This window comes from Herbidospora sp. NBRC 101105 (genome assembly GCF_030269205.1).
Classification (GTDB): Bacteria; Actinomycetota; Actinomycetes; order Streptosporangiales; family Streptosporangiaceae; genus Herbidospora; species Herbidospora solisilvae.
In genome coordinates, this window is sequence record NZ_BSSX01000006.1 from 1 (window position 1) to 21232 (window position 21232).

19 protein-coding genes and 1 rRNA gene are annotated in these 21232 nt (G+C 72.1%); 15 read left to right on the forward strand and 5 right to left on the reverse strand.

Features of this window, described 5'->3' with window-relative positions; genetic code table 11:
- The first annotated feature begins 4 nt into the window (after window positions 1-4).
- Window positions 5-121 (forward strand): 5S ribosomal RNA (rrf, locus tag QSK34_RS23720).
- 149 nt (window positions 122-270) lie between these two features.
- Here the strand turns inward: rrf and QSK34_RS23725 are convergent.
- Window positions 271-2079: a hypothetical protein gene (locus QSK34_RS23725; protein ID WP_285586737.1), complete on the reverse strand. Its 1809-nt coding sequence runs from the start codon at window positions 2077-2079 to the stop codon at window positions 271-273.
- On the opposite strand from QSK34_RS23725, the gene QSK34_RS23730 reads away from it, so the two are divergent.
- Entirely contained in the window at window positions 1972-3003 is a 1032-nt protein-coding gene (locus QSK34_RS23730) for a tetratricopeptide repeat protein (protein ID WP_285586739.1), read from the forward strand. The genes QSK34_RS23725 and QSK34_RS23730 overlap by 108 nt on opposite strands.
- On the opposite strand, the gene QSK34_RS23735 is transcribed toward QSK34_RS23730, so the two are convergent.
- Window positions 3004-3930 carry an MBL fold metallo-hydrolase gene (locus QSK34_RS23735; RefSeq protein ID WP_285586741.1) on the reverse strand — a complete coding sequence of 309 codons (927 nt, stop codon included), beginning with the start codon at window positions 3928-3930 and terminating at the stop codon, window positions 3004-3006.
- Between the two features lie 100 nt (window positions 3931-4030).
- On the opposite strand from QSK34_RS23735, the gene QSK34_RS23740 reads away from it, so the two are divergent.
- Entirely contained in the window at window positions 4031-4396 is a 366-nt protein-coding gene (locus QSK34_RS23740) for a single-stranded DNA-binding protein (protein ID WP_285586743.1), read from the forward strand.
- A gap of 310 nt (window positions 4397-4706) precedes the next feature.
- Here QSK34_RS23740 and QSK34_RS23745 read toward each other — a convergent pair whose 3' ends face one another.
- Window positions 4707-5933 (reverse strand): DUF1015 family protein, encoded by a 1227-nt coding sequence (locus QSK34_RS23745; RefSeq protein ID WP_285586745.1) that lies wholly within the window; start codon window positions 5931-5933, stop codon window positions 4707-4709.
- A gap of 165 nt (window positions 5934-6098) precedes the next feature.
- Between QSK34_RS23745 and QSK34_RS23750 the strand changes: the two genes are divergently transcribed.
- Together QSK34_RS23750 and QSK34_RS23755 are read left to right on the forward strand one after the other, a co-directional pair.
- Window positions 6099-6440, forward strand: coding sequence for a tetratricopeptide repeat protein (locus tag QSK34_RS23750; protein ID WP_156045452.1), 342 nt, complete (start codon window positions 6099-6101; stop codon window positions 6438-6440).
- Window positions 6437-7426, forward strand: a complete 990-nt coding sequence (locus QSK34_RS23755) for an HAD-IIA family hydrolase (protein ID WP_285586749.1) — start codon at window positions 6437-6439, stop codon at window positions 7424-7426. Before QSK34_RS23750 ends, QSK34_RS23755 begins: the two co-directional genes overlap by 4 nt.
- Before the next feature lie 1668 nt (window positions 7427-9094).
- Here the strand turns inward: QSK34_RS23755 and QSK34_RS23760 are convergent.
- Window positions 9095-9442 carry an SCP2 sterol-binding domain-containing protein gene (locus QSK34_RS23760; RefSeq protein ID WP_161483068.1) on the reverse strand — a complete coding sequence of 116 codons (348 nt, stop codon included), beginning with the start codon at window positions 9440-9442 and terminating at the stop codon, window positions 9095-9097.
- 39 nt (window positions 9443-9481) lie between these two features.
- On the reverse strand, window positions 9482-10660 hold the full coding sequence (locus tag QSK34_RS23765) for a hypothetical protein (RefSeq protein ID WP_285586756.1): 1179 nt from the start codon (window positions 10658-10660) through the stop codon (window positions 9482-9484).
- Window positions 10661-10703: 43 nt separating this feature from the next.
- Between QSK34_RS23765 and QSK34_RS23770 the strand changes: the two genes are divergently transcribed.
- The 10 genes from QSK34_RS23770 (at window position 10704) to QSK34_RS23815 (ending at window position 21006) form a co-directional block, all read left to right on the forward strand.
- A complete protein-coding gene (locus tag QSK34_RS23770; protein WP_285586758.1) occupies window positions 10704-10886 on the forward strand; it encodes a hypothetical protein in 183 nt (60 codons plus the stop codon).
- A gap of 151 nt (window positions 10887-11037) precedes the next feature.
- Window positions 11038-11331, forward strand: coding sequence for a hypothetical protein (locus QSK34_RS23775; protein WP_285586760.1), 294 nt, complete (start codon window positions 11038-11040; stop codon window positions 11329-11331).
- Window positions 11332-11371: 40 nt separating this feature from the next.
- Complete coding sequence (locus QSK34_RS23780; protein ID WP_285586762.1) at window positions 11372-12184, forward strand: TlyA family RNA methyltransferase; 813 nt, start codon at window positions 11372-11374, stop codon at window positions 12182-12184.
- Entirely contained in the window at window positions 12181-13086 is a 906-nt protein-coding gene (locus QSK34_RS23785; protein WP_161483072.1) for an NAD kinase, read from the forward strand. Before QSK34_RS23780 ends, QSK34_RS23785 begins: the two co-directional genes overlap by 4 nt.
- A gap of 76 nt (window positions 13087-13162) precedes the next feature.
- Entirely contained in the window at window positions 13163-14881 is a 1719-nt protein-coding gene (gene recN / locus QSK34_RS23790) for a DNA repair protein RecN (protein WP_285586764.1), read from the forward strand.
- A gap of 475 nt (window positions 14882-15356) precedes the next feature.
- Window positions 15357-16562 (forward strand): putative cytokinetic ring protein SteA, encoded by a 1206-nt coding sequence (gene steA, locus QSK34_RS23795; protein WP_502875545.1) that lies wholly within the window; start codon window positions 15357-15359, stop codon window positions 16560-16562.
- Entirely contained in the window at window positions 16559-17563 is a 1005-nt protein-coding gene (locus tag QSK34_RS23800; RefSeq protein ID WP_285586769.1) for a copper transporter, read from the forward strand. The genes steA and QSK34_RS23800 overlap by 4 nt, the downstream gene beginning before the upstream one ends.
- Before the next feature lie 16 nt (window positions 17564-17579).
- Window positions 17580-18428, forward strand: a complete 849-nt coding sequence (locus QSK34_RS23805) for a hypothetical protein (protein WP_285586771.1) — start codon at window positions 17580-17582, stop codon at window positions 18426-18428.
- On the forward strand, window positions 18425-19993 hold the full coding sequence (gene murJ, locus QSK34_RS23810; protein ID WP_285586772.1) for a murein biosynthesis integral membrane protein MurJ: 1569 nt from the start codon (window positions 18425-18427) through the stop codon (window positions 19991-19993). Before QSK34_RS23805 ends, murJ begins: the two co-directional genes overlap by 4 nt.
- Window positions 19990-21006 carry a glycosyltransferase family 4 protein gene (locus tag QSK34_RS23815; protein WP_285586774.1) on the forward strand — a complete coding sequence of 339 codons (1017 nt, stop codon included), beginning with the start codon at window positions 19990-19992 and terminating at the stop codon, window positions 21004-21006. Before murJ ends, QSK34_RS23815 begins: the two co-directional genes overlap by 4 nt.
- The last annotated feature ends 226 nt before the right edge of the window (window positions 21007-21232 follow it).

Genomic DNA, 21232 nt, shown 5'->3' on the forward strand with positions numbered 1-21232 from the left:
GAGTTACGGCGGTTATGGCGGAGGGGAAACACCCGGTTACATTCCGAACCCGGAAGTTAAGCCCTCCAGCGCCGATGGTACTGCACCGGGGACGGTGTGGGAGAGTAGGACACCGCCGGACAATCTTCATACGAAAGCCCGACCAGTACTGGTCGGGCTTTCGTCATTTCCGGGCAGGTCCGCATCACCTGCGAAGACTTGCTAGGCTGGCGTAGCCGGGCCACCCTGACGAACGGGTGGCCTTCGTCGCGTCAGAGGAATACGCGACCCCTAACAGTGCCCATACCGCGCACCCGCCTCGCAGCCAGAGACGTAGATCCGTACGCGGTGGAGCAACAGAGGATCAAAGTGAACAGAGAAGACGGGCGTGACGGCGCGGGCCGTGGCGATGAGCGAAACGACCGACCGGCCGGCGGCCGGGACGGCGACAGGTATGGCCGCGGCGGTGCCGACGGCAGAGGCGGCCAGGTAGACGGCCCGAACGACCGGGGCAACCGCCCCTTCCGCGCGAACAGCCGCGGCGGCTACCGCGACCGCGACGAGGTCAGCGGCGGCGGTGGCTTCGGCGGCCGCTACGGAGTACGCGACTCCCGCCCCCCGCGGTCGTCCGGCGACCGCGACGACCGCCCCCAGCGTTCCTACGGCGACCGCGACGACCGGCGCGGCTTCCAGAACCGCGACGACCGCCCCCAGCGCCCCTTCAACGACCGCGGTGACCGCTCGCAGCGGTCCTTCGGAGACCGTGGCGATCGTCCCCAGCGGCCTTTCAGCGATCGTGGTGACCGTGGCGATCGCCCGCAGCGCTCGTTCGGCGACCGTGGTGACCGCCCCCAGCGGCCTTTCAACGACCGTGGTGACCGGCCGCAGCGGTCTTTCGGTGATCGCGGTGACCGTCCCCAGAGGTCGTTCAACGATCGGGGTGACCGCCCCCAGCGTCCCTTCCAGGACCGTGGCGACCGTCCCCAGCGGCCTTTCAGCGACCGCGGTGACCGGCCGCAGCGGCCTTTCAGCGACCGGGGCGATCGTCCCCAGCGCCCCTTCAACGACCGAGGTGACCGGCCGCAGCGGTCTTTCGGTGATCGCGGTGACCGGCCTCAGCGTCCCTACCAGGACCGTGGCGACCGTCCCCAGCGCCCCTTCAACGACCGTGGTGACCGGCCGCAGCGGTCGTATGGCGACCGGGATGACCGGCCGCAGCGGTCCTTCGGTGACCGTGGCGACCGACCCCAGCGTCCCTTCCAGGACCGGGGTGACCGCCCGCAGCGGTCGTTCCAGGATCGGGGTGACCGTCCCCAGAGGTCCTTCAACGATCGTGGCGACCGTCCGCAGCGTCCCTTCCAGGACCGCGATGACCGTCGTGGTTTCCAGGACCGGGGCGACCGTCCCCAGCGGCCTTTCCAGGATCGTGGTGACCGTCCGCAGCGGTCCTACGGCGATCGTGACGACCGGCAGTCCCGGCCGTTCCAGGACCGGGGCGACCGTCCCCAGCGCTCCTACGGCGACCGCGACGACCGGCCGCGTCGGTCGTTCGGTGACGATCGCCCGCAGCGGTCGTACCAGAACCGGGATGACCGGCCGCAGCGGTCGTTCGGCGACCGTGACGACCGGCGGGGTTCCCAGAACCGCGACGAGCGCCCTGTTTACGGTGACCGGGACCGGTTCCGGGGTGGCGACCGCCCGCAGCGGTCGTACCAGAACAGGGACGACCGGCCCCAGCGGTCGTTCCAGGACCGGGGCGACCGGCCGCAGCGGCCTTTCCAGGACCGTGACCGCCGGCCCTCCGGCGACCGGGACGACCGGCCGCAGCGGCCTTTCCAGGACCGTGACCGCCGGCCCTCCGGCGACCGGGACGACCGGCCGCGCCGCAGCTTCCAGGACGGTGGTGACCGGCCGCAGCGGTCGTTCGGTGACGACCGGGGAGGTAGCCGTACCCGCTATGGGCGGGAGGACGAGCCGCGGCGCGAGCGCGAGGTGCTGCCCGAGCTCGAGGCGGACATCACCGCGGAGGAGCTCGACCGCGAGGCCCGTGGCGAGCTGAAGTCGCTGCCGGGCGACCTGGCCGAGCTGGTGGCCAAGCACCTGGTCGCGGCGACGCGCGCCCTGGCGGCCGAGGACGCCGAGAAGGCCTACGAGCACGCCAAGGTCGCGCGCCGGTTCGCCGGACGCATCGGCGTGGTCCGGGAGGCGGTGGGCATCGCCGCCTACCACGCGGGGCAGTACGCCGAGGCGCTCAGCGACCTGCGGGCCGCCCGGCGGATGACCGGGTCTGAGGCGTTCCTCCCGATCATGGCCGACTGCGAGCGCGGCATGGGCCGGCCGGAGCGTGCGCTCGACCTGGTCAAGTCCAAGGAGGCCGAGAAGCTCGACCGGGCGGGCAAGATCGAACTGGCCATCGTCGAATCGGGCGCCCGGCGCGACCTGGGCCAGCTCGACGCGGCCGTCGTGACCCTCCAGCGCCTGACGGAACTGCGCGACCCGCAGCCCCGCGAGTGGTCGGCCCGCCTGGCCTTCGCCTACGCCGACGCCCTCGCGGCGGCCGGCCACGCGAGCGCCGCCGCCGACTGGTTCGGCCGGGCCGCCTCCTTCGACGAGGACGGCGAGACCGACGCGGCCGAGCGCTACGCCGAACTGACCGGCGCGGTGATCGAGGACATCGAGGAGGACGAGGGCGACTTCGACGACGACTTCGCCGACGACGCCTCGGACGACGCCTCGGACGACGACGATCTCGACGAGGAGTCCCCCGAGTCCGCCTCGGCCGAGGACGACTCCGATGAGGACGACGACCTCGACGAGGAGTCCCCGGAGAACGCCTCCGCCGAGGAGGAGGACGACTTCGACGACGACGAGGACCTCGACGAGGAACCCGTCGAGAAGCAGGCCGCCGCCCCGGTGAAGGCCGGGGCCGACAAGCCCGCCGAGGAGGCCGGGTTCGGTCCGGCGTTCATCGAACCGGACTACGGCGACGTCCTCGACGGTCCGGCGGACAAGCCGGAGGCCTGATCAGGTCTTCGGGCGGTCGAGCCAGTGCATGATGCCCGCCAGGTTCGGCTCGGTGCCGCTGAGCATCTCGATGTGCTCAGCGGCCTTGTCGCCGGGAGCGGGCCGGGCATAACGGTCACGGGTGCGCTGGTCGACCATCGCCACGGCGTGGTCGAGGTCGAGCTGCTCGCCCTTGGCCTGCTTGGCCAGATCGACCCAGATCAGTAGTTCCTCGGCGGATCGCTCCAGAATCGATCCGACTTCGTCGACCGGGCCGTAGTGGCTGAACAGCAGCCGCTGCGGCCCGAGCGCTTCGAAGAGGGCGATCGACGCCAACGCCGTCTCGAGGTCGAAATCCGGCGGAGGCGTGGACGGCCGCACGTCCCCGGTGTCCGGGATGTACACCCCGGCGGCGTCCCCGACGTACAGATCACCCGTTAGCGAGTCGACCAGCCCGACGTGGTGCTTCGCGTGACCGGGTGAGTAATGGCTGGTCAGCCGCCTGCCGTTGCCCAGGTCGATGGCCCCGGTGTCGCCGAGCGCCCGGATCCGGGTCGCGTCGGTCGGCTTCAGCATGCCGAAGAGGGTGTCGAGCCGCTCACCCCAGACCATCCGGGCACTGGACATCAGCCGGGACGGATCGGCCAGATGCCGGGCCCCCTTCTCGTGTACGACGATCTCCGCAGCCGGGAACATTCCGGCGATGTCGCCCACTCCGCCCGCGTGGTCGAGATGGATGTGCGTCACGACGACCGTCGCGAGATCACCGGCTCCGACTCCGAGTGAGGCCAACGCGTCGCGGACGACCGGCGCCGAGGTCGACGTACCCGTCTCCACCAGGCACGGTCGATCGCCAAGGATCAGATATCCGGCGGTGATTCCGGCATGTCCGGCCAGCCTCGTGTCGATTTCGTACACGTCTCCGCCGAGCGGGGTCACGTTTTCCACAGCTCACCTCAGAGCGAGAACGGGTTCTCACAGAACGGGGCTCGAACAGCCGGTCCAGCAGCATAGTCACCGACAGTGGTGCCCGAGAGAAGGGGATCACATGTCAGTTGATCAAATGGTGAGCGTGCCCGCCCACCACAACGAGGTCATCCTGGTCGGCCGTCTGTCCAAGGCCCCGGAGGCCCGCCGGCTGCCCAGCGGCACCGAACTGACCCAATGGCGCCTGGCCGTCCGCCGCCCCACCCCCGACAACGAGAAGGGCCGCGCCGACGCCATCGAATGCGTGACCTACGACCCGATGGTCCGCGACGCCCTGACGGGCCTGACCGTCGACGACGTGGTGGAGGTCCAGGGCGCGCTACGCCGCCGCTGGTGGCGCGGCGGGAGCGCCTTCGAGGTCGAGGCCCGCTCGGTGCGCTTGGCCCATCGCGCCAGTGCGGGGGATGAGGAGACACCGCCGGGGTGAGGCTGACGGCGGGTTTGGGCGGCCGGGCGATTCGATGCTGCCGCTGAGGTGTGGTGAGGCCTTCTGGCCTGCGTATCCTTGCGAGTTCCGCTCGTTCGCAAGTTCGGTTTGTCGGCTGGGGGTCGCCCACCGGATCGCGGGGCGACTTCGCTCGCTGGCCCGGCCTGCGGGGCGGTTCCTTGCCATGGGCAGCTGCGGGCTAAGCGAAGTCGCCAGGCGGGTGGCCGCGGGACGTTTCCGGGAAGTGGTTTGCCGCTATGAAGGGAAGCCGCCCGGCGGGTCGGTCCGTGAGGCGGTTTCGGCGAACTGGTCAGCCGGTGGCGAAGGTTCTCAGGACCAGGCCCGTGGCGGGTTTCGGGCTGAACGATGTCGACTTTCTGGGCACTCGTTCGCCCTCTTCGGCCACGGCGAAGACGTCCGACGCGTCCAGTGGGCGCATCAGGACCGCTGTGCCGTTGGACTCGTGGGCCAGGCGGGCGGCGGTGGTGTGGTCGTGGTGGACGATCTGGACGTTCTGTTCGTCGTCCTCGATGCCCCACACCTTCGGGAGGAGGAACTCGTTCAAAACGGCTGTGACCAGGGAGCGCCAGCGGGGCGAGCGGTCTTTCGGCATGGCCAGGTTCAGCTGGAGGGGGTCGGGGTGGGTCAGGAGGTGGGCCGTCTGGCCTGCGGTGATGACATAGGCGGGGGAGTCCGCGTCGGCCAGGGCGGCGAGGGCCTCGTCCAGGTGGGGGTGGTCGGCGACCTGCCAGGAGCCCTTGGCGCGGGCGACGGCCTCACTCAGGGGGAGGCCGGGGATCACGCGGTGGATCGCCTTCAGGTCCGGAGGGTAGGCCGTCGAGTCGACCAGGTAGGCGAGGCCGCCGTCCCAGGGGCCGGGTTCGTCGTGTTCGGCCTGGAGCTCCTGGTAGGTGGCGTAGCGGTGGTGGCCGTCGGCGATCATGGCGCGGTGGTCGGCCAGGTCTTCGGCGATCTTGTCGAGGGCGCCGGGGTCGGTGATCGCCCAGAGGCGGTGCCTGGTGTGTTCGCTCAGGTTGACGTCCACCAGAGGGGGTTTGGTCGCGGCGGTCTCCTCGACGAGGGCGGTGGCGGGGCCGCCGCCGGCGTACAGGAGGAAGATGGGTTCGAGGTTGGCCTCGGTGGTGCGCATGAGGGCCAGGCGGTCGGCCACGGGGCCGGGCATGACGTTCTCGTGGGGGAGGACGGCGTCGGAGCCGACGCCCACGGCGCCGATCAGGCCGCGCTGGACGAAGGTGGGGCCGCTCTGTTCGTACACATAGAGGGCGGGTTGCTCGTCGGCGGCCAGGATTCCCGCGCTGAGCCAGGCGGCCAGGGTGTCGCGGGCCTCGGTGTAGTGGCCGGGGCCGGGAAGGATCAGGCGGACCACGTTGTTCGGATGGGCGTCAGCGAGCCGACGGGCCTCGGCGGGGGAGATGAGGTCGTAGGGCGGCGAGGTCAGAGCGCTCAGATCGTCGGCCGTGTAGCGCACGCCACGGAACGGGCGCAGCACCAGTCCCGCCCGTTCAGATCTCTCCATATCGGGCATGCTGCCATAAAGGCCCGGACTCCCCACTGCCGCGGTGCCCGGTTGGAACCGAAATCGGAAGCAGGAGGCCATTGCGTGACACGGCATGATCAGAATGGAGTGGGCGATACGTCCGGCAGCCCGTCGGGCGACGTATACGAGTGGTACCAGCGCGGCATGAAGCTCCTCCAGGAGGGCAGCCCCGCTGCCGCCGCGGCGCTCCTGGAGCGCGCGGCCGACGCCGAACCCGATGCTCGGAGCATCCGCGAAGGACTGGCTCGGGCCCAGTTCAACTCACGCCGGTACGAGGAGGCGGCCACCAGCTTCCGCTGGATCGTGGACGCGAACCCGGCCGAAGACTACGCCTACTACGGTCTCGGTATGGCACTTTGGCGAACCGGCGACATCGAAGGCGCCCAGGAACCCCTGGCCGTCGCTGTCGCGATGCGTCCCGACGAACGACACTACGTCTCCGCCCTCACCCAGATCCGGGCGACCCTGCGCGCGAGGCGCGCGTGAACCACCTGCTCGACGCGTACGACACCCTGCTCCTCGACCTCGACGGTGTGGTCTACCTGGGACGGCACGCCGTCCCGGGCGCACCGGAGGCGCTGGCCCTGGCCCGGGAGCGGGGCGTACGCCTGGCCTACGTCACGAACAACGCCTCCCGCACCCCGGCGGCGATCGCCGAACACCTGACCCACCTGGGGGTGCCCGCGTCGCCCGACGACGTGGTGACCTCCGCGCAGGCCGCCGCCCGGCTGGTGGCCGAACACGTGCCCGCCGGGTCGGCCGTGCTCGTCGTGGGCGGGATGGGACTGCGGTCGGCCCTGCGCGCTCACGGGCTGCGGCCGGTGACGACCGCGCTGGAGGGTCCGGCGGCGGTCGTCCAGGGCATCTGGGACGGGCTCTCCTACGGGCTGCTCAGCGAGGGGACGCTGGCGGTGCGGGGCGGGGCCTGGTTCGTGGGGGCCAACCACGACAGCACGATGCCGACCGATCGGGGCGAAATGCCCGGTAACGGGTCGATGCTGAAGGTCATTCAGGCCGCCACGGGGGTCAGTCCGGTGGTGGCGGGGAAACCGGAGCCTCCGCTGCATCGGGAGTCGATGATCCGCACCGAGGCGCAACGGCCGTTGATCGTGGGCGACCGGCTCGACACCGACATCGAGGGCGCCAACCGGGCCGGGGTCGACAGCCTGCTGGTGCTGACCGGGGTGGCCACGCCGCTCGACCTGCTGACGGCCGAGCCGGTCCATCGGCCCACCCACGTGTCGGCCGATCTGTCCGGGTTGCACCAGCCCGCCGCTTCCGCGCGCGCCACTCAAGACGGGTTCGCGTGTGGTGGATGGGTGGCCTCGTGGGAGGGCGGGCGGTTGCGGCTGTCCGGAAGCGGGGAGTCGATCGACGCCTTGCGGGCGGCTTGTGCTGCCACGTGGGCCGGGGTGGGGGACGGGCGAGCGGAGGAGGACGCCGTCAAGCCGGCGCTTCGGGCCTTCGGCTAGAGCCTCGGGCCGGGCTGTCCGACCGGTCGAGCAGCGTCGCCTTGCCGCTGCCGTCGGCGGTCGGTGCCTCCACAGCAGGATGTCGTTCCCGAGTTCCTTCGCGGGTGGCCGTGGTGATGACGGGGGCCTTTGCCGGGGTGCCCGTCGGTTTGCCGGAACGGCGTCCGTTGAGGGCTTGGGCCGCGCTTGCTTGCCGGGCGGGGGGCCGACTTCTCGGCTTGTGGTGCCTTCTTGTGGCTTGTTGATGCGCTGAGTCGGGTCGGTTGTGTTCGCGGGTGCGGGAATGGCGTCGTATTGGCGGAGTCGTTCGGGCTGGGATTCGGTTTGAGAGACATCGTGTTCGCACGGTGGCCTAACGTGGCTGCCGTGCGGGGCGGCTGTGAATGGTCTCTCCAAAGCCGGTCCGTTTTTGTTGGGGCCTTTGGGACTTCAAACCTTTCCGAAGGGCCTGTCGCCACATGGTGATCAGAATGCGTGAGTCGCGGAGTTCGAGTTACGAGAACTGAATGGAAGCGACGGTGGAATTCGGGAGTCCTTGGCGCCTTGTCCTGGCGGTCAGTGGGGACTGGAAGCGTCAGCGGAGCAACGTGGATCGCCCAGGGCCGGCCGCGGCGACCGGCCACGTGTAGTTCGGAGGTGCGGTGGGGCCTGCGGGGTCATGGCCGGCGTCCGGCCGGCTGACGCTGCTGCGGCAGCGGGTCCGCCCGGCGCTGATCGGGCCCGACAACCCGTCGGTGGGGGAAGACGCCGCTGGTCATCGCGAAGCCCGGCCTGGCTTTGGCCACGTGGTGCAGGAGCATCGAGTACATAGTGCTTGCAGGAGTCCAGGTGATCGATTACGTGGTGCTTTGCAGGGTGCAGGAGGTCCTTCGGATGGTCCAGGTGCATCGATTACGTGGCGCCGCCCGTGCGGTCCTCTTGGGGTCTGGCCGTCATGTGTTGCGTGGTGGCGAGGCGTTGTTCGGTCGGCTGCGCAGGCGGGCTGGTTTCCGACGTGTGCACTTCGGAGCAGGGTGACGGTTCTCTCGGAGGCTCTGTTCAGCGGCGGCTTCGATGTGAATTCCACGCGCTGTCGTCACGGCCATCCCCGTGATGGGCCGTTGTCCTGTCGAAATCAAAGGGGGCGGGAGGTCCCCAGCCAGGCGGGGGCGCCGTGTTGGGCCGGTTTGGTGACTGGGTCTGGTCCGGGTTGTTGAGGGCCGGTCGTCGGTGGGGTGGCGTGGGTCGTATCACAAACCACTCGTGAACGAGGAGCGGGAGGTCTCCAGCCAGGCGGGGCGCCGTGTTGGGGTGCGTTTGTGACCGGTGCCTGTCCGGGTTGTTTGGGGACCGGTCGTCGGTGGGGCCTGGGTCGCATCACGGACCACTCGTGAACGAGAGGGCGAGAGGTCTCCAGCCAGGCGGCGGTGTCGTGTTGGGCCGGTTTGCTGGCCGGGGGTCTGGTCCCTGCTGTTGAGGGCCGGCCATCGGTGGGGTGGCCTGAGTCACATAACGGACCACTCGTGGACGAAGGGTCGGAAAGTCTCCAGCCAGGTGGGGGTGCTGTGTGGGGGCGGTTTCGTGATCGGCGTCCGGGTGCGGGTTGTCACGGACCGGCCGTCGGTTGGGTGGTCTGGGCCGTATCGCGGACCACCGCGTCGGACGTTCGGGGTGAGGTCGAACGGGGGTTCAGAGGAGGCGGCGGAGGCGGAGGAGGTCGCCCAGGCTCGCGTCGATTTTGACTCTGCCGCCGAAAAGGGCTCGGGCCATGTCGAGTTCGCCGTTGACGAGGGCGATGAGGTCTTCGCTGCCCAGGGTGAGTTTCACTTCGGCCGGGCGGCCGTCGGCCGGGGGGATCTCGGTGAAGGGGTCGAGGCCTTCGCGGTGAATGCGGCCGTAGAAGGTGACGTTCAGGTCGGAGATGCGGCATTGGAGCCGGCGCTCGACGACATGTTTGGCGCGGTCCTCGTCGCTGATCTCGTGGAACTGCTCACCCAATTTGTCCAATGCGGCACGGCATTCTTCGATCGTCGCCATGCGTCATCCCCCTTAAGCCAGGACCGGTCAAATGCCCATCTACCAACGGACGGTAGCGTTCAACCTGAGTACTACGCGAAATCTGACACGTGGGGGCGTGTCAGGTGACAAGGGGGTTCGCATGGTGTTCCACACGCTGCGTGGCATCGTACAGATGGCCACGTCGCTCACCGAGACGGCCACGAGCAGCGCTCGCGCCGCCGTCATCGACCTGCTCGACACGGACTCGTCGCGGTCCGCGAAGTCGCGGCGGGGCTCGTCCCGGTCGTCGTCCCGGTCGTCCCGGTCGTCGAAGGGGATCCAGGAGTACGTCCGGTCGGGGGCCGACCAGGTGCTCGGGGCGTTCGACCTCGCGCGCAAGGACGAGGTCGACCGGCTGCGGTCGCAGGTCCGCGAGCTGCAGGGACGTCTGAAACCGGCCGACCGGGCCAACGGGTCGCGCTCGCGCACGTCCACCCGCGCGAAGGCGGCCTCGGCGCGGACGTCCCGGGGGGTGTCGGCCCGGGTGTCCGGGATGGCGGCCAAGGCCGAGCGGACCATCTCCGCCATCACCGGCAAGGCCGCGTCGAGCGCCACGAAGACGACCGGCGCGAAGACGTCGGCGGCCAAGCGGACGGCCAAGGCGGCCGCCTCGGGGTCTCCGGCCCGCCGGACGTCGGCGGCTCGTTCCGGGACGGCGCGGAAGGCCACGACCGCCCGCACCGCCGCGTCGCGGTCCAGGGCCGGTCTCAACGGCGCCGCGGCGTCGTCGCGGACGGCGTCGGGCTCCGCGTCCGCGCGCCGGGCGTCGTCGTCCCGTTCGGGTGCGTCGGCGACGGGTTCGGTCCGTCGGGCGTCGACCTCCCGGACGGCCGGTTCCGCCAAGACGTCGGCCGGCTCGGCCCGGCGGTCGTCGGCTTCCACGTCGGCGGGTTCCGCGCGTAGGTCGTCGGCTTCCACGTCGGCCGGTTCGGCTCGCCGGGCGTCGGCCGCCACGTCGGCGGGTTCCGCGCGTAAGGCGTCCGGTTCCGCGGGTAAGGCGTCGGCTTCCCGGTCGGCGGGTTCGGCTCGGAAGGCGTCGGCCTCCCGGTCCGCCTCGGCCGGTTCGGTGCGCAAGGCCTCGGCCGCTCGCAAGGGGTCCACAGCCACTCGTACCACGGCCGCTCGCAAGAGCGCGTCCGCCGCCGGGAACCGGATCGCCACGGCCGAGAAGGCCGCCGCGCGGATCGTCAAGGCCACCGGGTCCACCCGGGGCGCGCGGGCCGAGAAGATGGCCGCGCGCATGGCGCACGCCGTCGGGACGGCGCGCACGCCGGCGCACGCCGTCTCCCGGGCGGCCTCGCACGCGGCGAGCGTCGTGGCGGCCAAGGCGCCGGCCTCGACCGCGCCCGGCAAGGGCGGGAAGAAGTCCGCGAAGAAGGCGCTCGCCAAGAAGCCGGGGAAGAAGGCCGGCAAGAAGTCGTAGCGCCGCCGGGTGGGCGGCGGGCGACGTCGTCGGCCCGGTCCGCTACCGTCAAGGCGGCGGAGCGTCTGAGGCCCGTGTTCGGGAGCCTTGTTTCGGGTGCCTCGTGAGGCGTTTCGGGCAAGGGCCGCGTATCTGACACCGGAGGGGGCGCATGACCGAGATGAACTCGGCCGGCGGTGGGGAAGCCGTCGTGCCGGTGCAGGCCGCTGTGTCCGCGGATGCCGGTTCGCCGGCTGATGTCATGGCGACCCCGACAATCAACGTGGTGCCGGCCGTTGTCCCGGCCGGCACCCGACCGCCCGGCGCCGAGGCCGATCCGGAGACGGCGGTGCGCGCCGCCGTCGAACGGCTCGCGGAGGCGCCGGTGGCGGCTCATGTGGAGGTGTACGAGCAGGTGCTCGGCACGTTGGAGGAGACCCTTGCCGCTGTGGACGACCGCCCGTGATCGATAATCCCCCCACCACGTCCCTCGCCAGGGGTGACCGTTGAGTCAGCGCCGCCGTCTCGACAGTGAGCTGGTGCGGCGCAAACTGGCCCGCTCGCGGGAGCAGGCCGCCCAGCTCATCGAGGCGGGCCGGGTCACCATCGGTGGCCGGCCCGCCTCCAAAGCGGCCACGCAGGTCGACACCGCCGCCCCGATCGTGGTCGCCGAGGCCCCCGAGGGGCCCGACTACGTCTCCCGGGGGGCGCACAAGCTCATCGGCGCCCTCGACGTCTTCGCCGACCTCGACGTCACGGGGCGGCGCTGCCTCGACGCGGGCGCGTCGACCGGCGGGTTCACCGACGTGCTGCTGCGGCGCGGGGCCGCCCACGTGCTGGCGGTCGACGTCGGCTACGGGCAGCTCGCCTGGTCGCTGCGGACCGACGAGCGGGTCACCGTGATGGAGCGGGTGAACGTCCGCGACCTCACCCCCGAGATGGTCGGGGAGCCGCCCACGCTCGTCGTCGGCGACCTGTCGTTCATCTCGCTGCGGCTGGTGCTGCCCGCGCTGACCGCCTGCCTGGCCGAGGGCGGGGAGCTCGTCATGCTGGTCAAGCCCCAGTTCGAGGTGGGGAAGGAACGGGTGGGGGCCGGAGGGGTCGTCCGCGACCCGGAGCTGCGGGCCGAGGCGGTGCGCGAGGCCGCGGCGGCGGCGCAGCGGCTGGGGCTCACGGTCAAGGGGGTGACGGCCAGTCCGCTGCCGGGTCCTTCGGGCAATGTGGAATACCTGATCCGGCTGGGGAAGGGTTCCGGTCACGAGGCGGTCGCCGACGTGGCCGCCGCCGTCGCCCGTGCCGTCGAGGAGGGGCCACGATGAGTGACAGCCGATCGGTCCTGATCACCACGCACACCGGGCGTGACGCCGCCGTCGAGAGCGCCCGGCTGGTCATCGACCGCCTGCTCAAGGAGGGGCTGAGGGTCCGGGTCCTGGCCGACGAGGCCGACGAGGTGGCCCGGTCGGGCGTCGAGGTCGTGCCGGCCGACGAGCGGGCCGCCTTCGGCGCCGAGATCATCATCGTCCTGGGCGGCGACGGAACGCTCCTGCGGGCCGCCGAGATCTCCCGGCCCACGGGCGTGCCGCTGCTGGGCGTCAACCTCGGGCACGTCGGGTTCCTCGCCGAGGCCGAGGTGGAGGACCTCCACGTCGTCGTCGACCGGGTCGTCGACGGGCGGTTCGAGGTCGAGGAGCGCATGACCCTCGACGTGACCGTCCGCAACGGCACCGTGCTGGCGCGCACGTGGGCGCTCAACGAGGCGTCGGTGGAGAAGCGCGACCGCATGCTGGAGGTCGTGGCGGAGATCGACGGGCATCCGCTGTCCCGCTGGGGCTGCGACGGCGTCATCTGCGCCACGTCGACCGGGTCGACCGCCTACGCGTTCTCCGCCGGCGGGCCCGTCGTGTGGCCTCAGGTCGAGGCGCTGCTGGTGGTGCCCAACAGCGCCCACGCGCTGTTCGCGCGGCCCCTCGTGGTGGCCCCGACCAGCTCGATCGCGATCGAGTTGTTGTCGACGACCCACGCGGGCGTGTTGTGGTGCGACGGCCGCCGCCGCTTCGACCTGCCGCCGGGCGCGCGGGTGGAGGTCCGCAAGGGCACCCATCCGGTACGCCTGGCGCGCATGCTCGGCGTCGACTCCACGGGCGTGCCGTTCACCGACCGGTTGGTCGCCAAGTTCGGCCTGCCGGTGGAGGGATGGCGCGGCCGCGCCAGGCCCGCCTGAGGTCTGAGCGACTCGAAAATCTTGGCGAGTTGCGCGTAGGATCGCTTGCGACATTGACGTTGAACGGGAGGGACCAGTGCGGCCGAGGGTCGAGGAGGTCCGCATCCAGGGACTGGGTGTCATCGACGAGGCCGTCCTCGAGTTGTCACCCGGTTTCACCGTTGTCACGGGTGAGACGGGCGCCGGCAAGACCATGGTGGTGACCGGCCTGGGGCTGCTGTTCGGCGGCCGGGCCGACCCCGCGCGGGTCCGGCCGGGGGCCGACAAGGCGACCGTCGAGGGCACGCTCATCGTCGACCCGGCCGGCCGGGCCGCCCAGCAGGTGTTCGACATCGGCGGCGAGGTCGACGGCGGCGAGCTCATCATCTCCCGCACCGTCTCCTCCGAGGGCCGGTCGCGGGCCTGGCTCGGCGGCCGCACCGTCCCGGTCGGCACGCTGACGTTCCTGGCCGACGACCTGGTGGCCGTCCACGGGCAGATGGACCAGCAGCGGCTGCTCCAGCCCGGCCGCCAGCGCGCCGCACTCGACCGCTACGCCGGAGACGAGCTGGTCAAGCCGCTGCGCGCCTACGAGCAGGCCTACAAGCGCCACAAGCAGGTCGGCGACCTGCTCGCCGAGCTGACCGGCAGGGCCCGCGAACGCGCGCAGGAGGCCGACGTGCTGCGGTTCGGCCTGGAGGAGATCGAGAAGGTCGCCCCCCTGCCCGGCGAAGACGCCGAGCTGAAGGAGGAGGCCGAGCGCCTCACCCACGCCGACACCCTCCGCACGGCCGCGACGACCGCCCACACCGCGCTGCTGGGCGACCCGATGTCGGGGCCGGAGGCGGCGCCCGACGCGGTGTCGCTCATCGGGCAGGCGCGGTCGGCCGTCGAGTCGGCCCGCGACTACGACCCCGCGCTTGCCGGTCTGGCCGAACGGCTGGCCGAGGCCGGCTACCTGCTCAACGACGTCGCGACCGAGCTGGCCGCCTACGCCGAGTCGGTCGAGGCCGACCCCCAGCGCCTGTCGATCGTCCACGAACGCCGCTCCCAGCTCAACGGGCTGACCCGCAAATACGGCGCCGACGTCGGCGAGGTGCTGGCCTGGGCCGAGCGGGCGGCCGTCCGCGTCGGCGAGCTCGACGGCGACGACGACCGCATCGGCGAGCTCACCCGCGAACACGAGGAGCTGACCACCCGGCTCGGCGAGCTGGCCGGTGAGCTGACCCGCATCCGCGAGGCCGCCGCCGAACGTTTCGCGGTCGCGGTGACCGAGGAACTGACCGCGCTGGCCATGCCCCACGCCCGGGTCGCCGTCGTCATCGATTCGAGCGGCGACTTCGGCCCGACGGGGGTCGACGAGGTCGAGCTGCGCATGGCCCCCCACCCGGCGTCCCCGCCGCTGCCGCTGAACAAGGGCGCGTCGGGGGGCGAGCTCAGCCGCGTCATGCTCGCCATCGAGGTCGTGTTCGCCGGCGCCGACCCGGTGCCGACGTTCGTCTTCGACGAGGTCGACGCGGGCGTCGGCGGCAAGGCGGCCGTGGAGATCGGGCGGCGGCTGGCCAAGCTGGCCCGCACCGCCCAGGTCATCGTGGTCACCCACCTGCCCCAGGTTGCGGCCTTCGCCGACCAGCACCTGGTGGTCGAGAAGGACAGCGACGGCAGCGTGGTGCGCAGCGGCGTGGTCACCCTCGACCGCGAGGCCCGCAAACGCGAGCTCGCCCGCATGCTGGCCGGCATGGAGGACTCCGAGCTCGGCCGCGCCCACGCCGAGGAACTGCTGGCCACGGCGGCCGCCGCGAAGTCCGCCGGCTGACGTTCCCGCGCACAATCCGGCGGCCCCCGATGGTCCGCGGGCGCGATCCGTGGTCGTGATGGGCCGCGGTTGACGTGGAGGCTCCGTCGTCGCGGCGGGCCCCTGGCCGCGTGCTCGGCGCCGGATGCGGTGCGGTGGGACGACGGCGGGCGGCGCCGGGGTGGGCGGAGCCGTAACGGAAATGAAAGAGCAGCTCAGCGGCGGCTTAGTCACATATCGGAAACTTGTCGGCGAATCTCGTGAAAGTCGGCCAGGCTGGAGTCACCGCGGGTGGCGGTCGCGCGGGGGCGTGCGGCCGATCGTCGGGAAAGGCCTCCCGCGACGGGTGACATCGGTTCGTGTTCTGGGCAGAGGTGGGCATCGTGCCCGGACGAGGCCGGATGGCGACATGGGGGACGGCGGCATGAGGGCAGGGTGGCGACAAAGCTGGCGGGTGCCGGGGTGTCGGGCCTTCATGGTCGCCGCCTCTGGCAGGATGGTCCCGATGAAGGTCTCGAGCGTCAGGGTTCCAGGCCTCCGCCGCCGGAAGGTCAGTGTCCTTCCCGGGGTGACTGCGACGGCGCGGATCGACCGGCGCACCAAGAGGCTCACCAAACGCCTTCGCCCGGGGGAAGTCGCGATCATCGATCACGTCGACATCGACCGGGTCAGCGCGGAGGCCCTCGTCGCGTGTGGCGTGGCCGTGGTGGTCAACGTCGCGGCGAGCGTCTCCGGCCGTTACCCGAACCTGGGGCCGCAGATCCTGCTCGAGGCCGGGGTGACCCTGGTCGACAACGCGACGCCGGAGCTGTTCGAGAAGGTCCGCGACGGTGACACGGTCCGGATCGCCGAGGGCGTCGTCTACGTCGACGACGAGATCGCCGGCAAGGGCGAGGTGATGACCGCCGAGTCGGTCGAGGCCGCGATGGTCGAGGCCCGCGCGGGGTTGTCAGTCCAGATCGAAGCGTTCACCGTCAACACCATGGAGTACGTCCGGCGCGAGCGCGACCTGCTCATCGACGGTGTCGGTGTGCCCGACGTCCGCACCAAGCTCGACGGGCGGCACGCCCTGATCGTGGTGCGCGGTTACCACTACAAGGAAGACATCGCCGCGCTGCGGCCCTACATCCGCGAATACCGGCCGGTCATGATCGGGGTCGACGGCGGCGCCGACGCGCTGCTGGAGGCCGGTTACCGGCCCGACATCATCGTCGGCGACTTCGACTCGGTCTCCGACGAGGCGCTGAGCGGCGGCGCCGAGCTCGTCGTCCACGCCTATCCCGACGGCCGGGCCCCCGGGCTCGACCGGGTGCGCAAGCTGGGGCGCGACGCCGTCGTCTTCCCGGCCGCCGCCACCAGCGAGGACATCGCGATGCTGCTGGCCGACGAGAAGGGCGCCTCGCTCATCGTCGCGGTCGGCACCCACGCCACGCTCGTCGAGTTCCTCGACAAGGGGCGGGCGGGCATGGCCAGCACCTTCCTCACCCGGCTCCGGCTGGGCAGCAAGCTCATCGACGCCAAGGGCGTCAGCAGGCTCTATCGCAGCCGCATCTCCGCGGCGTCGCTGCTTCTCCTGGTGGCCACCACGATCGTGACGATCGGCGTGGTGCTGTTCGTCTCGCCGGTCGGCAAGATCTGGCTCGACGGGGCGCAGGACGTCTGGAACGGCTTCATCTTCTGGGTGGTCGGACTCTTCTCGTGATCGATTTTCGCTATCACCTCGTCTCCATCGTGGCGATCTTCCTGGCGCTGACGGTCGGCATCGTGCTCGGCAGCACCGTCATCCAGGACCCGATCATCGAGTCGACGCAGGTGACCGCCGAGACGTTGAAGAAGGAGAACCTGACCCTGCGGGCCGAGATGGCCGCGCAGCAGGCCCGCGAAGACGGCAACAACACCTTCGTCTCCTCCGCCACCGCCGAACTGGTCGAGCGCGACCTGGCCGGCGAGCGGGTCGTGGTCGTCGAGGCGCCGGGCGCCCCCACGGCGCTGCGCGACCCGCTGCGCGAGGTGCTGGAGCTGGCCGGCGCGACCTACACGGGCCGGGTGTCGCTCACCGACGGCTTCCTGGAGGCCGAGCAGGCCGGGGTCGTCGACGGGCTGGCCACCCAGCTCGCCCCGGCCGGGGCGGCCTTCCCCGAAGGCGCCACCCCCTACGACAAGGCGGGCACCGTGCTGGCCGCCGCGCTCGTGACGAACATGCGCCCGCAGGCGGGCACGGTCAACACGGCCACCTCGACGGTGCTCTCGGCCTTCCAGGAGGGCGGGTTCATCGCGGTCTCCGGCGAACCGGCCGACCGGGCCACCCTGGCGATCGTGGTCGCGCCCGCGCTGCCCTACGAGGGCGAGACGGCCGAGACGATGAACGGGGCGATCGTTTCGGTGTCCGGCGCCCTCGACAAGGCCGGGCTCGGTACCGTCATGACCGGCACCACCGCCGCCTCGGCGACCGGCGGCGTCATCGCCGCGCTGCTCGACTCGGGCGAGGAGACCTCCCAGGTCTCCAGCGTCGACACCCTCGACCTCCCCTCGGGGCGGATCGTCGTGGTCGACGCGCTCCGGGAGCAGCTCGGCGGGCAGTCGGGCGCCTACGGGATCGGCAGCGGCGCGACCGCGTTCGAGCCGGCCCCGGCCGTGCCCGCGATCACGCCGTCCGTCACCCCCTCTGCGACTCCGTCTCCCGTGGCCTCGTCCACGGGCTGACCCGGAAGGATCCGCCGTGACTCAACGTCCCCTGCTCCTCGCCCTGGCGGGGGCGGCGCTCGGCGCGGCCGCCGCGCGGGTCGCCTACACGGCCTTCACGAAGAAGCAGCCGTTCGGCGAGGAGAAGACCTGGGCCCGCGTCAACCATCGCGGCGAGCCCGTCACGCTGCTCGAAGGCCCGGCGTTCGCGGCCGGGGCCGGGGCCGCGCTGGCGCTCACGCCCGGTCTGCCCGCGAAGGTGAAGGCGGCCGGCGTGCTGACCTCCCTCGCCTGCGGCGCGCTCGGCGCCTACGACGACGTGTTCGGCACCAGCGCCTCCAAGGGCTTCAAGGGCCACCTGTCCGCGCTGCGCAGGGGGCAGGTCACCAGCGGCGCGGTGAAGATCCTCGGGATCGGCGCGACTGGGCTCGCCGCCGCCGCGCTGACCCGCCGGAACGTGGCCGACATCGCCATCGACGGCCTGCTGATCGCCGGGTCGGCCAACCTGGCCAACCTGTTCGACCTGCGGCCCGGCCGGGCGATCAAGGTCGGTCTGCTGGCCGGCGCGCCGCTCGCCGGGTCGCCCCTGGCCGCCGTGCCCCTCGGCGCGGCCGCGGCGCTGCTCCCCGACGACCTGGCCGAACGCGCCATGCTCGGCGACACCGGCGCGAACGCGCTCGGCGCGCTGCTGGGGCTGGCGGCGGCGCAGCAGCTCGGGCGGCCGGGACGGCTGGCCGTGCTGGGCACGGTCGCGGCGCTGACGGCCGCCTCGGAGAAGGTGTCGTTCACCAAGGTCATCGCGGGTAATCCGGTGCTGAACCGGCTCGACATGCTCGGGCGCCGCCCGGTGCCGCCTCCGGCCGAGGTCACCCGGCCCACCCCTTGACCGCCCGGGGGGTCGCCCGCGCGGCCCTGCTCATCGGCGTCATCACGATCGCGGCGCGGGTCACCGGCTTCGCCAAGCAGCTCGTGTTCGCCAAGACGGTCGGCACGGGCTGCCTGTCGACGGCCTATTTCACGGCGAACGCCGTCCCCAACCTGATCTTCGAGGTCGTCGTCGGGGGCGCGCTGGCGGGCATGGTCGTGCCGGTGCTCGCGGGCGCCGCCGAGCGCGGTGACAAGGAGACCGCCGGGCGGATCGCGTCGGGGCTGCTGACCTGGGTCGTCGTGCTGCTGGTCCCGCTGAGCGTGCTGGCCGCGCTGTTCGCGGGCCCCATCGTGTGGATCTTCGTGCCCGGCACGATGGACGGGTGCGACGGCGGCGACGTCGTGGTGCTCGCCGCCCGCATGCTGGTCGTCTTCGCGCCCCAGATCCTTCTGTACGGTCTGGCGGTCGTCCTCTACGGCGTGCTCCAGGCCCACCGGAGGTTCGCCGGGCCCGCCCTGGCCCCGCTCGTGTCGAGCGTCGTCGTCATCGCCGCCTATCTGGCGTTCGTCCCGCTCGGCGGCACGATCGAGGTCGCCGGGCTGCCCCGGGCGGCCGAACTCGTCCTGTCGGTCGGCACCACCCTCGGCGTGCTCGCGCTCGTGCTCACCGTGGTGGGGCCGGTCGCCCGGCTCGGCCTGCGCTGGCGGCCGGTGCTCAGCTTCCCGCCCGGCGTCGCGCCCCAGGTCAGACGGCTGGCGGTGGCCGGGCTGAGCGCCCTGCTCGCCCAGCAGGCCGCGATGGCCGTGGTCGTCCGGCTGGCCAACGAGGGGGGTGCGGGGCGGCTGGCCGCCTACAACTACGCGTGGGCGATCTACCTGGTCCCGTACGCCGTCCTCGCGGTCCCCATCGCGACCAGCGCGTTCCCCGTGTTGTCGGCCCGCTGGGAGACCGGTGACGGGCGGGGGTTCGCGGAACTGGCCGCCCGCACCACCCGCGCGGTGATCCTCGTCTCCGGCCTGGCGGCGGGCGCCCTGGCCGCCGTCGCCGCGCCGGTCGCCGAGGTGTTCCTGAAGACCAGGTCGCAGGTGCCGCCCGGCCAGCTCACCCTGGGCATCGTCGCGTTCGCCCCCGGCCTGGTCGGCTACGGCCTGATGGCCCACCTGTCCCGCGTCCTGTACGCGGGAGGTCACGGCCGCCCCGCCGCCCGTGACCAGGTGATCGGCTGGCTCGTGGTGATCGCCGCCCAGGTCGCCCTGGTGCTCACCCTGCCCGACGATTGGGCGGTCGGCGCGCTGGGCCTGGGCAGCACGATCGGCATGACGACCGCGGGGGTGCTGCTGCTTCTGGCGGTCCGCCGCGCGTACGGCCCTCTCGCCGGGCTCGGCCGGGCCGCGTTCGCCTCGGTCGGCGGCGGCGTGACGGGCGCGGTGGCCGGTTCGGCCGTCGTCTGGCTGCTGGGCGCCCCGGGCCTGTGGGGCAGTGTGCTGGTGGCGGGCCTGGCCGGGATCGTGGCGGCCGGTTCCGGCGGCGCGGTCGCGGCCGCGATCGACCGTGACGACCTCAGGGAAGTGATCAGACGGTGAAGATCCTGCTGACCCTCGGCACCAGCGCCGGGGGAGTGGGCCGACACGTGCGCACCCTCGCCGACGGCTTCGAGGCCCGGGGGCACGAGGTGGTCGTCGCCGGTCCGGCCGAGACCCGGGACCGGTTCGGCTTCACCCAGTCCTTCGCCGAGGTCCCGGTCGCCGACCGCCCCCACCCGGTGAACGACGCCCGGACGGTCCGTGTCCTGCGCCGGATCGAGGCCGACGTCGTGCACGCCCATGGCCTGCGCGCCGGCGCCCTGGCCGCGCTGGCCCGCCCGCGCCGCCTGGTGGTCACGCTGCACAACGCGGTCACCGCCGGCGGCGCGATCGGCGCGGTGTACGCGACGCTTGAACGGGTCGTCGCCAGGCGGGCCGACGTGGTCCTCGGCGTCTCGCCCGACCTCTGCGAGCGTATGACGGCGCTCGGCGCGCGGGCCGTCGCCCCGGCCGTGGTGCCCGCGCCGCCGCTGGCCGACCTGCCCGCCACCACCGAGTTCGGCGGCAGAAGGGTGCTGCTGACCGTGGCGCGGCTGGCCCAGCAGAAGGGGCTGGAGGTGCTGCTCGACGCGGCGGCGGGGCCGTATCCGCAGGACGTCGTCTTCGCCGTCGCCGGGGAGGGGCCGCTGCGCGAGGCCCTTCAGGAGCGGGTGACCCGCGAGAACCTGCCGGTGACCCTGCTCGGCCCGCGCGACGACGTCGCGGCGCTGCTGAAGGCCGCGACCGCCCTGGTGGTGCCGAGCCGCTGGGAGGGGCAGCCGCTGACCGTCCAGGAGGCGCTGCGGGCGGGGGTGCCCGTCGTGGGCTTCGCCGTGGGGGGTGTGCCGCCGATGACCGGCGACGCGGGACTGCTGGTGACGCCCGGCGACGCCGGGGAGCTGCGGTCGGCGCTGCTGCGGCTGCTGGCGGACGACGCCCTGGTGGACGGGCTGAGGGCCGCCGCGCTGGCCCGTGGCCGGGCGCTGCCGGGCGAGGCCGACGCGGTCGAGGCCGCCTTGAAGAACTACGGCTGAGCGGGGAATCACCCGGGCTTGTTCCGGGTTGAGAGGAATAATTCCTTCAGGAAACCTGCCCCTGGGGTTCAGAAGCCCTTGGGCATGGTCTCTATACTGTTCGCGTTGGGGGGGAGTATCCCTTCGCGACGGTCCCGTCATCACGGTGTCTGCACCCGGGGCCGTCGGTCCGTGTCTGGAGGTTTTCCAGGGGCGGGAGAGACCTCCGGCAGTGTGTTTCGTCGCG

Bases quoted from the DNA above. Each gene is read 5' to 3' on its own strand.
- QSK34_RS23775 (WP_285586760.1), top strand. From the start codon at position 11,038: ATGACCGAGATGAACTCGGCCGGCGGTGGGGAAGCCGTCGTGCCGGTG.
- QSK34_RS23760 (WP_161483068.1), bottom strand. From the start codon at position 9,442: ATGGCGACGATCGAAGAATGCCGTGCCGCATTGGACAAATTGGGTGAG.
- QSK34_RS23740 (WP_285586743.1), top strand. From the start codon at position 4,031: ATGTCAGTTGATCAAATGGTGAGCGTGCCCGCCCACCACAACGAGGTC.
- QSK34_RS23745 (WP_285586745.1), bottom strand. From the start codon at position 5,933: ATGGAGAGATCTGAACGGGCGGGACTGGTGCTGCGCCCGTTCCGTGGC.
- QSK34_RS23770 (WP_285586758.1), top strand. From the start codon at position 10,704: ATGGCGCACGCCGTCGGGACGGCGCGCACGCCGGCGCACGCCGTCTCC.
- steA (WP_502875545.1), top strand. From the start codon at position 15,357: ATGGTCCCGATGAAGGTCTCGAGCGTCAGGGTTCCAGGCCTCCGCCGC.
- QSK34_RS23750 (WP_156045452.1), top strand. From the start codon at position 6,099: ATGAAGCTCCTCCAGGAGGGCAGCCCCGCTGCCGCCGCGGCGCTCCTG.
- QSK34_RS23785 (WP_161483072.1), top strand. From the start codon at position 12,181: ATGAGTGACAGCCGATCGGTCCTGATCACCACGCACACCGGGCGTGAC.